The 14,638-nt window shown below is 35.2% G+C and carries 14 protein-coding genes; 5 read left to right on the top strand and 9 right to left on the bottom strand.

Translation table 11 applies throughout. The features are described 5' to 3' along the window. Positions 1-2: 2 nt before the first annotated feature. The 5 genes from HMPREF2818_RS05720 to HMPREF2818_RS05700 form a co-directional block, all read right to left on the bottom strand. Positions 3-1,508 (bottom strand): HAMP domain-containing sensor histidine kinase, encoded by a 1,506-nt coding sequence (locus HMPREF2818_RS05720; RefSeq protein ID WP_000791116.1) that lies wholly within the window; start codon positions 1,506-1,508, stop codon positions 3-5. Continuing rightward, positions 1,498-2,187: a response regulator transcription factor gene (locus HMPREF2818_RS05715; protein ID WP_000516681.1), complete on the bottom strand. Its 690-nt coding sequence runs from the start codon at positions 2,185-2,187 to the stop codon at positions 1,498-1,500. Before HMPREF2818_RS05715 ends, HMPREF2818_RS05720 begins: the two co-directional genes overlap by 11 nt. A 234-nt stretch (positions 2,188-2,421) precedes the next feature. Beyond that, positions 2,422-2,955, bottom strand: a complete 534-nt coding sequence (locus tag HMPREF2818_RS05710) for a YceD family protein (protein ID WP_000927543.1) — start codon at positions 2,953-2,955, stop codon at positions 2,422-2,424. 104 nt (positions 2,956-3,059) lie between these two features. Next, positions 3,060-3,950 (bottom strand): zinc metalloprotease HtpX, encoded by an 891-nt coding sequence (htpX, locus tag HMPREF2818_RS05705; protein ID WP_000966819.1) that lies wholly within the window; start codon positions 3,948-3,950, stop codon positions 3,060-3,062. Between the two features lie 20 nt (positions 3,951-3,970). Continuing rightward, entirely contained in the window at positions 3,971-4,525 is a 555-nt protein-coding gene (locus tag HMPREF2818_RS05700; protein WP_000537055.1) for a LemA family protein, read from the bottom strand. A 127-nt stretch (positions 4,526-4,652) separates the two neighbouring features. On the opposite strand from HMPREF2818_RS05700, the gene rsmG reads away from it, so the two are divergent. The 3 genes from rsmG to HMPREF2818_RS05685 are packed head-to-tail and all read left to right on the top strand — an operon-like array spanning position 4,653 to position 7,444. Next, complete coding sequence (gene rsmG, locus HMPREF2818_RS05695) at positions 4,653-5,366, top strand: 16S rRNA (guanine(527)-N(7))-methyltransferase RsmG (RefSeq protein ID WP_000188792.1); 714 nt, start codon at positions 4,653-4,655, stop codon at positions 5,364-5,366. 14 nt (positions 5,367-5,380) lie between these two features. Beyond that, complete coding sequence (locus HMPREF2818_RS05690; protein ID WP_000680109.1) at positions 5,381-6,760, top strand: TrkH family potassium uptake protein; 1,380 nt, start codon at positions 5,381-5,383, stop codon at positions 6,758-6,760. 12 nt (positions 6,761-6,772) lie between these two features. Beyond that, a complete protein-coding gene (locus tag HMPREF2818_RS05685; protein WP_000850144.1) occupies positions 6,773-7,444 on the top strand; it encodes a potassium channel family protein in 672 nt (223 codons plus the stop codon). A 34-nt stretch (positions 7,445-7,478) separates the two neighbouring features. On the opposite strand, the gene HMPREF2818_RS05680 is transcribed toward HMPREF2818_RS05685, so the two are convergent. The 4 genes from HMPREF2818_RS05680 to sstT all read right to left on the bottom strand — a co-directional run bounded on the left by HMPREF2818_RS05680 (position 7,479) and on the right by sstT (position 11,920). Next, entirely contained in the window at positions 7,479-8,309 is an 831-nt protein-coding gene (locus HMPREF2818_RS05680) for an energy-coupling factor transporter transmembrane component T family protein (protein WP_000013283.1), read from the bottom strand. Continuing rightward, complete coding sequence (locus tag HMPREF2818_RS05675; RefSeq protein ID WP_000651259.1) at positions 8,302-9,978, bottom strand: ABC transporter ATP-binding protein; 1,677 nt, start codon at positions 9,976-9,978, stop codon at positions 8,302-8,304. The genes HMPREF2818_RS05680 and HMPREF2818_RS05675 overlap by 8 nt, the downstream gene beginning before the upstream one ends. Positions 9,979-9,994: 16 nt before the next feature. Next, entirely contained in the window at positions 9,995-10,543 is a 549-nt protein-coding gene (locus HMPREF2818_RS05670; protein WP_001095696.1) for an ECF-type riboflavin transporter substrate-binding protein, read from the bottom strand. 168 nt (positions 10,544-10,711) lie between these two features. Next, complete coding sequence (sstT, locus tag HMPREF2818_RS05665; RefSeq protein ID WP_000819594.1) at positions 10,712-11,920, bottom strand: serine/threonine transporter SstT; 1,209 nt, start codon at positions 11,918-11,920, stop codon at positions 10,712-10,714. A gap of 175 nt (positions 11,921-12,095) precedes the next feature. Between sstT and brnQ the strand changes: the two genes are divergently transcribed. Both brnQ and HMPREF2818_RS05655 read left to right on the top strand, forming a co-directional pair. Continuing rightward, on the top strand, positions 12,096-13,463 hold the full coding sequence (brnQ, locus tag HMPREF2818_RS05660) for a branched-chain amino acid transport system II carrier protein (RefSeq protein WP_000769342.1): 1,368 nt from the start codon (positions 12,096-12,098) through the stop codon (positions 13,461-13,463). A 113-nt stretch (positions 13,464-13,576) separates the two neighbouring features. Beyond that, positions 13,577-14,632 (top strand): zinc-dependent alcohol dehydrogenase family protein, encoded by a 1,056-nt coding sequence (locus HMPREF2818_RS05655; protein ID WP_001200719.1) that lies wholly within the window; start codon positions 13,577-13,579, stop codon positions 14,630-14,632. Positions 14,633-14,638: the final 6 nt, after the last annotated feature.

Raw genomic sequence — 14,638 nt, 5'->3', positions numbered from 1 at the left:
TCTTATATTTCTTTAGTTTCTTCAAATTTTTTTATAGGAATGCGAACAATGAATTCAGTCCCTTGATTTAGTTCACTTTTAATATCCACCTTTAAATGGTAAGCATCCATAATTTGTTTAAACACTGAGAGCCCGATACCTAAACCAGCTTGTGTACTTTCTCTGTTACGTGATTTATCAGTTCGATAAAAACGATCAAAGATAAACTCAATATCTTCATCTGAGATACCTTCTCCTTTATCTTTTACAACTACTGTCGCAAAATCATTGTCTACTGATAAAACAACACTGACTTCTTTATAACTAGGAGAATACTTGATAGCGTTATCAATTAAGATCATGAGAGCTTGCTCAAAATGTATCTTATATATCTTTCCCCAAACGATATCTGAAATATTATTTTCAAAAATAAATTGAAAATCTTCTCTCAAAATACGGAAATTTTCAATAACAACTGATATAGAGCTTGATAAATCTGTCACTTCATCTTGATGAAGTTCCAAGCTTCCTTGGACACGGATCATATTTAACATGTCATTAATCATTAAGGACATACGATCTGCCTCATGGTATGCCGCTGCTAAACTTTCTTCAAGAATTTCTGGATCATCTTTCCCCCAACGTTGTAATAAACCAATATGACCCTTTACAACAGCGACAGGCGTTCTTAATTCATGACTAACATCACTAATGAATTGTGATTGTCGACGAGTATAGTCTTCCAACTGATCCAACATCCCATCAAAAATCCTAGACAATTCTCCAATTTCGTCTTCTGAACGGACCTTACTTCTAATTTCTAAGTTACTAGGATTTTCAGATATCTGATGCATTAAGTCGTGTAAATTTTTAACCGGACGAACAATACGCTTAGTAGCACTATTAATAACGACCAAGGCTAAAACAGTCCCTAAAACTTCCATCATAATCAAGAAAACAATGATGTTTTGCCTCATACTATAATAACGACCTAAATTATAGAAAATTTGAACGTATCCAAGCAACTGTCCTGTTTTTTGAGAGTAGATTGCTTTTGTACCAACAAAACCTTCCATATCTGCAACTTTAGAGATGATAACTTTTCCCATGGATTTACCAATAGTTGGCATACCCGTTCTCAGTGTAGAAAAAACTGGTTTCCTGTTGACATCGTATAGGGTCATTTCTTGATTAACATAAAGAATACTATCGATTGACTCGCCCGTTCTAACAATTCCATTTTGACGCTTATGAGGATAGATGTCATCCGCAAAAACCTGGTTGTACAGGATCTCTAAAATATCATCGGATGTCAAACTAGAGTTCGCTTGCGACAAACGAACTCTAGTTTTTTCTAATGACCTACCGACATTAATTTTTTCCCTGTGAAGGACGTATCTTGTTGCCGAAGTATAAACTAAAACAGAAAATACTGTAAATAGGCTAAAAAATAAGATAAAAACTAATTGCGATAATTTTTTTGACAGAGGTTGTTTTACCCCTATAAACTGATCTTTTTTATTTTTCACGAATCACATAGCCCATTCCGCGAACAGTTTGAATATATGATTCACGACCTGGGATATCAATTTTACCTCTTAGGTAACGGATATAAACATCAACAACGTTTGTCTCTGCTGCCACATCGTATTTCCAAACATGTTCTAGCAACTCTTCTCGTGTCATAACACGATTCATATTTGTCATCAAGACATTCAACAAATCAAATTCACGTTTTGTTAGTGAAATTTCCTCATCACCACGCATCGCTGAACGATTATGAGTATTTAATGACAAATCACGGAAACTACCACTATCACCTTTTTCTTTTGTCTTCGTTTCAATTTCTTGGCGTCGGAAAATCGCTCTAACACGTGCTAATAATTCTTCGATTGCAAACGGCTTAACAATATAATCATCTGCTCCACGATCAAGACCAGCTACAATATCCATAACAGAATCACGTGCTGTCATCATCATGATATAGGTTGTTTTTTCAGCCTGCAGGCGACGTGTGATTTCGAAACCATCCATCTCTGGAAGCATTAAATCCAGTAGAATCAAATCAAAATCTTTTTCTAATGCTGTGTCCAATCCTTCACGACCGTTTGTTTCAACAACAACATCATATCCTTCATGTAGTAGTTCTAACGAGACGAAGCGAGCTAAATTTTTCTCATCTTCGATTATTAAGATCTTTTTACCCATCTACACCAACCTTCTTATTCTTTACTTAACACTATCAATTATTTTTTAGAATATCTAGATAAAAAACAAGATAGCCCACATTTTACTAACGTTTCTTTAAATAAATAAATCGCCATCCCAAACAATTGTTCGATAGCGAGACTTAATTTTTATTATTGAGTAGTGTCCTCTGTCACTTTTCAATTCTACTAAAAAAAAATTAAAATATCAACTGATGTTATTAATAATTTTTATCTAATCACTATCAAACATACCTTCTAAGGCTGCGAAAGGATTAGATTTTTCTTTTTCTTTAGCTTGTTTTTCTTCATACTGCTTTTCAGTCATTAACGACCAATTTTTACCTGATAAATCCGCTTCTACCCCAACCTCATCAGCTGCCAGAACACGAAGAGGTATATTTAACAAGATATTATCGATAACGCTTTCTTCTAAATTAATATCATCTTCCTCTAATATTAAGACCAAATCCTGATCAACGAGCTCTTTTTTTGTGCTAACATTTTCAGCTTCAATAAAAACTTCATTAATAGTTTGCTTTTCAGATAAAACAACTGGTTTCATAGAACGACTAGACGGTAATGTAATATCGTAAGCCATATTATAGTCAAGTAGATAGAGACCATCTTCATACACCACATGACCTGAAACTTGAATATCAGAAATATCCATTATCTCTGAATGACGCTCCATAAGCGACTCTTTGATATCTATTTTTTTATCAAAATAAAGCCCCTCTGGTGATTTTTTGATTTCTGTAAGTAACACGTGCCATCTCCCTTTATAGTATATGTCATATTATATCAAGTTTTAAAGGCTTTGTCTTAAAAAAACAAAACGCAAGGCATAACTACCCTACGTTTTGTTAACAGCTACATATGACGCAAACGCTCAATACGATCTGCAATTGGTGGATGCGTATAAAATAAAGACTTTAACCCTTCTTTTTTCGTTGGGTCATTGATATAGAGAGCCGCACTAGCATCATCTACTGGATGCCCCATAGGTTCAGAACGATCAAGTTTTTCTAAAGCAGAGATCATCCCTTGTGGATTTCTTGTTAACTCAACAGAACTAGCGTCTGCTAAGTATTCGCGCTGTCTTGAAATAGCTAATTGAACTAAACTAGCGGCTAATGGTGCAAGGATTAGTGATAAAATAGAGAAAATCAAAACCAAGATGTTTCCTCCATCTTCTCTGTCATCATCACGCCTACGACCTCCGCCGTAAAATAACATACGGCTACCAATGCTTGATATTAGAGTTACAGCACTCGCTAAAGCTACTGCAATGGTTGAAATACGGATATCATAATTACGAATATGACTAACCTCATGTCCAATAACACCCTCTAGCTCTTCGCGGTTCATAACAGCTAATAGGCCCGTTGTTGCTGCAACAGCAGCATTTTCTGGCTTAGAGCCTGTGGCAAAGGCATTTAGGGAGTCATCTTCAACAATGAAAACGCGTGGCATAGGTATCTGAGCTACCATTGCCATATCTTCAACAATATGAAAATAATTTGGCGCCTCATCTTCTGTAACTTCACGCGCATTGTTCATTGACATAACAACATTAGTTGATTGAAAAATCATACTTACTGCATAGATAACCCCAATAATTAGAGCTAGAACAAGCCCAAATTGGTAGCTGCCTAATACCAAATAACCTACAGCTGCTCCAATAGCTGCTAAAAGACAGAAGAAGACAATTAACAAGACAACTGTTTTTCTCTTATTACTTGCAATTTGTTGATACAGCAAAAGCCTCTCTCCCTTCTCAATTAAAAGTCAAAGGAAACTTTTGGCACTTCTTTTTCTTCTTCAGGAGTTTCTAAGAATTGGCTTGGTTTGAACCCAAATAGTTTTCCAACAATATTACTTGGGAAAGTTTCTAATTTTACATTATAATTAGATGTTGTTGTGTTATATAACTGACGTGAATAAGAAATTTTATTTTCCGTATTAGTTAGTTCTTCTTGAAGTTTAACAAAGCTATTGTTGGCTTTTAAATCTGGGTAATTTTCAGCAACCGCTAAAATACTTGAAAGCTGTCTTGTTAGCTCATTACTTGCTGTCATTGCTTCAGCAGGTGTGTTAGCTTTAGCAACTTGAGCACGCAGTTCTGCAATCTTCTCAAGTGTTTTCCCTTCGTACGCAGCATAGCCTTTAACAGTTTCGATTAGGTTTGGAATTAAATCGTTACGACGTTTCAATTGAACGTCTATTTGACTCCATGATTCTTTAGTATGCATGCGACTTCTAACTAAACTGTTATAAGCAACAATCAACCAAATAACAAACAAAGCAATAATTGCTATTAAAATCATAGTTCCCATAGTAGTAGCTCCTTTACATTTTTTCCATTATAGCAATTTTCTTTAGATTAGGAAAGTCCTGTTATTCCCATTATTAGTATTTGTGATAAAATAGAGTCATTATACGATATAGAAATTGAGGTTTACTATGACACCCCAAGCATTTTATCAAGTTCTGATAGAGCATGGTATTACACTTACTGACAAACAGAAAAAACAATTTGAAACTTATTTTAGACTTCTTGTTGAATGGAATGAGAAAATTAACCTAACAGCTATTACAGATAAGGAAGAGGTTTACTTAAAGCACTTCTATGATTCTATTGCGCCGATTTTACAAGGTTATATTGACAATAGTCCTCTTAGCATTTTAGATATTGGTGCTGGTGCAGGTTTTCCTAGTATTCCTATGAAAATCCTTTATCCTGAAATTGATATTACTATTATTGATTCACTGAATAAACGCATTAATTTTCTAAACATATTAGCTAATGAACTTGAACTTTCAGGAGTTCACTTCTTCCATGGGCGCGCTGAGGACTTTGGTCAAGATAAAGTATTTCGAGCTAAATTTGATATCGTAACAGCTCGTGCAGTAGCTAGAATGCAGGTTCTAGCAGAATTGACAATACCTTTTCTTAAAGTTAATGGTCGCTTGATTGCACTGAAAGCTGCAGCTGCTGAAGAGGAATTAATTTCTGCAGAAAAAGCTTTGAAAACACTATTTTCACAAGTAACTGTAAATAAAAATTATAAGTTACCTAATGGTGATGACCGAAATATCACAATCGTTAGCAAGAAAAAAGAAACGCCTAATAAATACCCTCGTAAAGCTGGTACTCCAAACAAGAAGCCTTTGTAAAGTTGGGAGCTAGTATGAAACATTTCTTTGATTACAAGACAATGTCTGTCGCACGTAAACTCAGCATTAGTTTTATCGCTGTTATCCTATTGGGAAGTATTTTACTTTCACTTCCAATTTTTCAATATGCTAACGCCCCTAAAACACATTACATTGATCACCTTTTCACGACTGTTTCAATGGTATGTGTAACTGGTTTATCTGTTTTTCCTATCAGTAAGGTTTATAACGGTTGGGGGCAGATTGTAGCTATTTTACTCATGCAAACAGGGGGACTTGGTTTAGTAACACTAATGTCGTTGTCTTACTATACCCTAAGACGTAAAATGTCGTTAAATGATCAGACCCTTTTGCAGTCAGCGATAACTTATAACAGTTCGACAGATTTAAAAAAATATCTCTATATGATTTTTAAAGTAACTTTAACTTTAGAAGTTTTAGCAGCCAGCATTTTAGCCATAGATTTTATTCCTCGATTTGGTTTGGGTCATGGTATCTTTAATAGTATATTCTTAGCTGTCTCAGCCTTTTGTAATGCCGGTTTTGATAATCTAGGGGCAACGAGCTTAGCTCAATTTAAACTAAATCCTTTGGTTAACATTATCGTTTGTTTCTTGATTATTTCAGGAGGACTTGGATTTGCCGTATGGAAAGATTTAATTGAAGCTACTATACAAACATCTCACAAGGGACCAAAATTAATCAAGACATTTCCAAAACGCCTCAGCAACCATTCTAAACTGGTTTTAAAAACAACAACCATTATTTTACTAACAGGAACTTTGCTTTCTTGGTTGTTAGAGTTTGGAAATTTTAGAACAATTGCTAATTTATCTCTACCTAAACAACTAATGGTCAGCTTTTTCCAAACAGTTACGATGCGTACCGCTGGATTTTCAACTATTGATTATACCCAAACTGATTTCGCAACCAACCTTGTTTATATTATCCAAATGTTAATTGGAGGAGCTCCTGGTGGAACGGCAGGAGGATTTAAAGTCACTGTTATCGCCATTTTACTCTTACTATTTAAGGCCGAACTGAGTGGCCAAAGCCAAGTGACTTTTCATTATCGAACAATTCCTTCCAGTATTATTAAACAAACACTATCGATTTTAACTTTCTTTTTTATCATACTTATTAGCGGCTATCTCCTTCTTCTGGAACTCAATCCCCATATAGATCCTTTTTCTCTTTTCTTTGAGGCATCTAGTGCCTTAGCAACCGTGGGTGTGACAATGAACACTACCAATCAATTAAGTCTGGGCGGTCGAATTGTAATTATGTTCCTCATGTTTATTGGTCGAGTCGGTCCAATTACCGTACTGCTATCAATTCTTCAGAAAAAAGAGAAGGAAATTCACTATGCTGAAACAGAAATTATTCTAGGTTAGAAAAGGTCTTTTATGAAAACAAAAATTATTGGTGTACTTGGTCTAGGAATATTTGGACAAACACTCGCACAAGAACTAAGTAACTTTGAACAAGATGTTATTGCTATTGACAGCAATCCTGAAAATGTACAAGCTGTCGCTGAAGTTGTTACAAAAGCAGCTATCGGAGACATTACTGATTTAGCTTTCCTAAAACACATCGGGATCAGTGACTGTGATACTGTTATTATTGCTACAGGAAACAGTTTAGAGAGCTCAGTATTGGCCGTAATGCACTGTAAAAAGTTAGGCGTCCCTCAAGTTATTGCTAAAGCTCGAAACCTTGTATACGAAGAAGTACTTTATGAAATTGGTGCTGATTTGGTTATCTCTCCGGAGCGAGAATCTGGGCAAAATGTTGCTGCAAACCTCATGAGAAATAAAATTACAGATGTCTTCCAGATTGAATCTGATATTTCTGTCATTGAATTTAAAATTCCCAAATCATGGGTAGGGAAAACTGTCGAACAATTAAATATCCGTCACAAGTTTGATCTTAACCTCATAGGTATTAGAAAAGCAAAAAACAAACCTGTCGATACCGAAGTTCCAATCAATAGTCCACTTGAAGAAGGTATTATTCTAGTGGCTATCGCTAACTCAGATGCCTTCCAACGCTATGACTATTTAGGATACTTTAACTAAAGAAAATAAAAAACTGACTATTAAGGTCAGTTTTTTATTGCCATGGGTTATAGAAACGTCCATGATTAAGGTGAATTAAATAAAGGCTTACAAACAGACTAGCTAGAGCAAGTATGATTAAGACAATGTCACTTTTTTCCAAAGATTGCTTAGAGTACCAAGTACGTCTTTTATTTTTACCAAATCGTCGAAGTTCCATAGCAGTTGCTACTGTATCAATACGTTCTAGAGAGCTAAAAATTAATGGTGTGACAATCTGTAAATTCCCCTTAATGCGTGCTACTAAGTTCGATTTTTTTGATAATTCTATTCCTCTTGCCTCTTGTGCTCGACGTATTGTATAAAATTCTTCTTGAACATCAGGTATATATCTAAGGGTCAAACTAACAGCATAAGCTATTTTATATGATAAACCTAATTGATTTAAACTTGATGCGAACTGACTAGGATTAGTTGTCATCAAAAACAAAAGAGCTAAAGGCACTGTACAAAAGTATTTTAAAATCAGATTAAAGAGGTAAAACAACTCTTGGCTAGTCACATCATACGGGCCAATTCCTTTTAACAATAAAGAAGAACTACCATAAATCTTATCACCATAATGGGGAGCAAAAAGATAGACCATTATAATATTTAAAACAGCGAATACAACAACTAAAGTCATAACAAAGGACACCTGTTGCCATTTGATTTTTGCTAATCTAAATAAGACTAGCGATCCCAATGAAACAAGAATTAAAAATCTTGTATCATAAGTGGTCATGCAAGCAACAGAAACTAAAATAAAAAATAGTAACTTACTGGCACCTGATAGTCTGTATAGAAAGCCATAACCCTCTTGATAACCAATTAATTGATTAGCCATTCTTACCTCCTTGATTATCAATGTACCATTGTGTTAGTTTCTGTGGAGATATCCCTAATCTGTCTGCTAAAGCAAATAAACTCGTTTTCTTTAAATGAGTCTTTTTCAAAAGCTCTGTATTTGAAAGGATGTTAATAGGATGATCATCTGCAGCAATAAGACCATTGTCGATTACAATTGCACGATCTGTATACTCTAACATAAGCTGCATATCATGTGTAATCATAACAATGCTATGTCCATCACAACTTAGTTTGTCAAGGAAAGACATCATTTCAGTATAATGCTTCATATCTTGACCAGCTGTTGGTTCATCCAAAATAATAACTTCTGGATTTAAAATCAGTATCGAAGCAATCGTAACACGTTTTTTCTGACCGAATGATAGAGCCGATATAGGCCAATTCCTAAATTGGTAGAGCCCACAAACCTTTAATATATCGTAGACACGACTTTCTATATCATTATCACTAAAACCTCTTAAACGGAGACCCAGAGCAACTTCATCAAAAACCATCGCTTGACTTATCATCTGATTGGGATTTTGCAAAACATAGCCAATTCGTTCTGCTCTTTCTTTTATAGAGTCTTGACTGACATCTTCATTATTATAAATTAGAGTAGCATTATTAGGGATAAATTGACATAACGCTTTAGCTAAAGTAGATTTACCTGCACCATTTTTCCCAACGATAGCTAACCGCTGACCTTTATATAAATCAAACGAAACATCATCTAAAGTATTATTCTCTAAATCATATGACACCGACAAATGCTGTACTGATAATAATTTATCTGTATGTTTATCTAAATCTAATGCTCGCATTTTAGGTATCAATAGTTCACTGAAATCAAAGTCATCAATAGACGTCATTGTATTTTGTTTTTCAAAGTCATATCCTAAATTTTTGAGGGCAGAAATATACAGTGGTTCTCGAATACCATATTCAGATAAAAAATTAGTTTTTAAAAGTTGATCCGGCTCCCCATTATAAATAATTTGTCCATCACTAAAAAGAACTACACGATCTACTCGCTCATAAAGAACATCTTCCAATCGATGTTCAATAATAATAGTGGTCGCATCTTGCTCTTGATGAATACGGTCAACCAATGCCATGATATCTTGTCCCGATTGTGGATCTAGATTAGCCAAAGGCTCATCAAATAATAGAATTGGGCTATCGTCTACTAAAACTCCAGCTAAACTAACCCGTTGTTTTTGTCCTCCCGACAAGTCTTGTGGACGTTTAGACAAAAGAGGAGCTATTTCTAAACGTTTTGCCCACATTTCAACGATAGAGGCCATTTCTTCCTGTGCTACAACGTCATTTTCTAATGCAAAAGCAATATCTTCTACTACTGTCAATCCTATAAATTGGCCATCTGGGTCTTGTAAAACCGTAGAAACTAAATGAGACTTGTCATATATTGACAAGTCAAAAGCATTTTTATGGTTAATCGTAAAAATACCACTATATTGGCCTTTATGAGTATTTGGGATAATACCATTTAAACAATGACCAAGCGTTGACTTCCCCGACCCTGAAGGTCCTAATATCAAGACCTTTTCACCTTTAGGAATGCTTAAGTTAATCCCTTTTAAAGTTGGTTCAGATTGAACGTCATATTGAAAGGTAAAATCCTTCCATTCAATAAAATCTTTCATAGATTACTCTCTTATCCTAATCTTTGGATAAACTACCTTTTTGTGGTCGTGATTTAGCGTATGCTAGCAACAAAAGCGTACCACCTACTCCAATAGTAATGGAATTCACAAGACTTGATAAGAAACCTTGTGCAAAAACTTTGCTTGCAGGTTCGCTATAAAAGAAAATATCACCATACGGTGCAACGACAGACCAACCTATAAGGTTAGCAATAACTTGAACTACATTAAATAGAAGCAAATCCTTCTTAGTCATGCCAGATAATTGAATAGCTAATTTTTTAGCAAAAAAGCCTATCATCAAACCTAAAAGACCACTAACTAAAACCCAAGTCCACCACGGAGAACCATATTGAATCGAATCTTTCAATGCGTGTCCGATAAAACCAGTAAAAAAACCAACTCCTGGTCCATAAATAACTGCAAATAATGCTAAAACCGCATACTGCAATTGAATATTAGTATTTGGAATTGGTGTTGGTATATTAACTAGCATACCTATAATGATAAAAAGTGCAGCTCCAATTCCAGTCGCTACAACCTTTTTTATTGTGTTTGTATTCATAAAAACCTCTCTGAAAAACAAGCTTAAACAGTCACTTACAATCTGTTTTATTTTATCATATTTCAAGCTGATTTGAAACCTTATTGACAAGAAGAACTGAAAAACGATTGAAAATAATATTAAATACCAAAAAAGATCTCAGATAGAATACCTAAGACCTTCATTAGTTTATTTTTTTCCAAAAACTGATTTTTCAGCTACAGCCGTGAACAGAACATCTGTCGATGAATTTAAGGCTGTCTCACACGAATCCTGTATCACCCCTACAATGAAACCAACTCCTACGACTTGCATTGCAACGTCATTTGAAATACCAAATAAGCTACATGCCACCGGAATCAATAAAAGTGAACCACCAGTTACACCAGAAGCTCCACATGCTGATACAGCAGCAACCACACTTAATAAGAATGCTGTTGGAAAATCAACAGTAATTCCTAAAGTATTTACTGCTGCTAAAGTCAGGATATTAATTGTAATAGCTGCACCAGCCATATTGATAGCTGCACCAAGCGGGATAGATACTGAGTAAGTGTCTTTATCTAATCCTAAATCCTCACATAGTCTCATATTAACAGGAATATTCGCCGCAGAACTACGTGTAAAGAAAGCTGTAATACCTGAATCCTTTAAGCATCGTAATACCAAAGGGTAAGGATTTTTACGCATCATAACAAAAGCAATGATTGGGTTAACGACAAGAGCTACAAATAACATCGTACCCACCAAAACTAATATTAAAAGACCATAATCACCTAGTATAGCAATACCGTTTTCTGAAATGCTAGTGAAAACCAACCCCATAATACCAATTGGGGCCAAATTGATAATCCATTTGACAACTTGTGAAGTAGCATCAGCAAAAGTTTGCATTAAATCTTTTGTACGCTGATTACTGCTTCGCATCGCCAAACCAAAAATAACCGCCCAAAATAGAATACTCATATAATTGGCCTCGGTAATGGCATGAATGGGATTATCAACAATTTTCAACAAAAGAGATTGAAAGACTTCTGAAATCCCCTTGGGAGGTAATAAGTCTGTCTTTGCTGGCGTTTTCAATATCAGTGTCAAAGGGAAAATATAGTTCACAACAACAGCGATTAGGGCCGCTGCAAAAGTTGCAGTGATATACAAACCAATTATCGTTGACATATTGGTCTTACCGCCCTCACGGTGTTGCGACAAGGCACTAATAACTAAAGTGAAAACTAAAAGAGGGGCAATAGCTTTCAACCCTCCTACAAAAAGTTGACCAAGTAAACCAATCGCAGAGGCTTTAGGGACTAAAATACCCAAGAATAAGCCAATAACGACTCCAATTGTTATTTTTTTTATCAAGCTTGTTTTTCTCCAAGCTTTTAAAAATCGTTTCATACTAAACTCCTAAAAAATTCTTAAACTCTATGATATGATAAAAAAAAAGATTCGTCAAATACCTTTTTTATTTTTTAGAGGTTGACGAATTCTAAATTTTTCTGATATAATTACTTTTTGAAATATTCAATCAATTTCGAAAATAAAATATTTTTTTGTACAGAAAGGTACATTGATGAAACTAAAAAACACTTATATCATTATCGGCTTGATGCTTTTTGCGCTGTTCTTTGGAGCCGGTAATCTTATTTATCCAGCCTACTTAGGTATCTACTCTGGTTCTAATTGGGCGTGGGCTATCATTGGGTTCTGCTTAACAGGCGTAACTTTACCCCTACTTGGTGTTGCAGCTGTGGCGTACTCAGGAGCAACCGATGTTGAAAGCTTCACCAAACCTGTCTCTAAAACATATGCTATTTTCTTTGCAGTAGCACTATACCTATCTATTGGACCTTTCTTTGCCATTCCTCGAACAGGGGCAACCTCATTCTCAGTTGGTATTCAACCTATCTTAGGCGACAGCTCCTTAGGCAAAATTATCTATGGTTTAATTTTCTTTGGTATTTCTTATTTCTTAGCTATTAGACCTAGTCAGATTGTAGATCGTATTGGTAAATATCTAACTCCCTTTTTACTAACTGTTATTAGTATTTTAATTATTGCCTCACTCATCCATCCAGCTGCTATCGTTGGAACACCACATAACGCTTCAACGAATGTCAGCGATGCTTTCAAGGATTTACCATTCCTAGCAGGACTGATTCAGGGGTATGGTACAATGGATGCCCTTGCATCAATTGCTTTTGCTATTATCGTTATTCAAGCAAGTAAACAGTACGGAGCAATTACCAAAAAAGAAATTACTTCTATGGCACTTAAATCTGGTGCTATCGCTACATTTCTTTTAGCTTTTATTTATATTTTTGTAGGACGTATTGGTGCAACTTCACAAAGCTTGTTTAAATTTGCAAATGGTTCCTTCTTACTTCACAATACTCCAATAGACGGTGGGCATGTTCTTAGTCAATCAGCTAACTTCTATTTAGGAATTGTGGGACAAGCTATTTTAGGTACGGCTATTTTTCTTGCTTGCTTAACAACAGCTACTGGATTAATCACTGCTTGTGCGGAATACTTCCACAAATTACTTCCAAAGATTAGTCACATTACTTGGGCTACAATCTTTACTTTAATTGCTATTACGTTCTATTTTGGTGGTTTATCAGAGATTATCCGTTGGTCACTACCAGTTCTCTACCTTCTCTATCCATTAACTATAGTCTTAATTTTCTTAGTCTTTTTTGATCAAAAATTTGAAAGTAGCTGCATTGTCTACCAAACTTCTATTGCCGCCACTGCTGTCGCTGCTTTATACGATGCCTTATCAAAACTCGGCGAAATGACTGGTTTATTTACCATTCCATCCGCTTTGACCACATTCTTTACTAAAGTTGTTCCTTTAGGTGAATATTCTATGGGATGGATTAGTTTTGCAATTTGTGGTGTCTTAGTTGGTCTTATTCTAAAAAAAGTAAAAGCATAATAATTTAAAGCAGTACGAAAATTACTGCTTTTATTTTAAAATAATTATTGTAACCGATTTCTTTTGGTGGTATAATAGCCTTGAAAATAAATAATTTTTGAAGGAACTCTAATATGAGAGCTGCAACTTATCTTTCAGCTAATGAATTATCACTTACTGATAAGGCTAAACCTCAAGTAATAAAACCCACAGATGCGGTTGTAAGACTTGTCAAAACAACCATTTGTGGTACTGATCTACATATCCTTGGTGGCGATGTTCCTGCTTGTAAACCAGGAACAACTTTAGGTCATGAAGGCATTGGTATCGTCGAAGAAGTTGGTTCTGCTGTCAATCATTTTAAAGTCGGAGATAAAGTAATTATTTCTTGTGTCACTGCCTGTAATACTTGCTATTACTGTAAGCACCAGTTGCCTTCACATTGTGAAGATGGCGGGTGGATTTTAGGACATCTTATTGAAGGTACTCAAGCAGAATATGTTCATATTCCACATGCAGATGGTAGCCTTTATCATGCACCTGAAGGTGTTTGTGACGATGCATTGGTTATGTTATCTGATATTTTACCAACTTCATACGAAATCGGCGTCTTACCTTCTCACATTAAACCAGGTGATACTGTTTGTATTGTAGGCGCTGGACCAATTGGACTATCTGCCTTACTAACTGCACAATTCTATTCTCCTGCCAAAATTATTATGGTTGATTTATCTCAAAAACGACTTGAAGCCTCTAAAAAATTTGGTGCAACACACACCATTCTATCAACGTCTACTCAAGAAGTTAAAGAAGAAATTGATAAAATTACCAAAGGCCGTGGCGTTGATGTCGTATTAGAATGTGTTGGTTATCCTGCAACATTTGATATTTGTCAAAATGTAGTTTCTATTGGAGGACATATCGCAAATGTTGGTGTTCATGGTAAACCTGTTGAATTTAACCTCCAAGATTTATGGATAAAAAATATAACCCTTAATACTGGATTAGTTAATGCTAATACAACTGAAATGCTCCTTGAAGTTCTTGAGACAGGCAAAATCGATGCAACACAACTAGTAACACATCACTTCAAGCTATCTGAAATCGAAGAAGCTTATAAGGTATTTAAAGCTGCTGAAGAAAACAATACTCTCAAAGTTATCATCGAAAACGATATTACTCCAGCCTGATAATTT

Origin of the sequence: Streptococcus sp. HMSC076H09, assembly GCF_001811765.1 — a bacterium.
In the GTDB taxonomy this organism is placed as follows: Bacteria; Bacillota; Bacilli; order Lactobacillales; family Streptococcaceae; genus Streptococcus; species Streptococcus agalactiae.
This window is presented reverse-complemented; position numbering and strand designations above follow the sequence as displayed.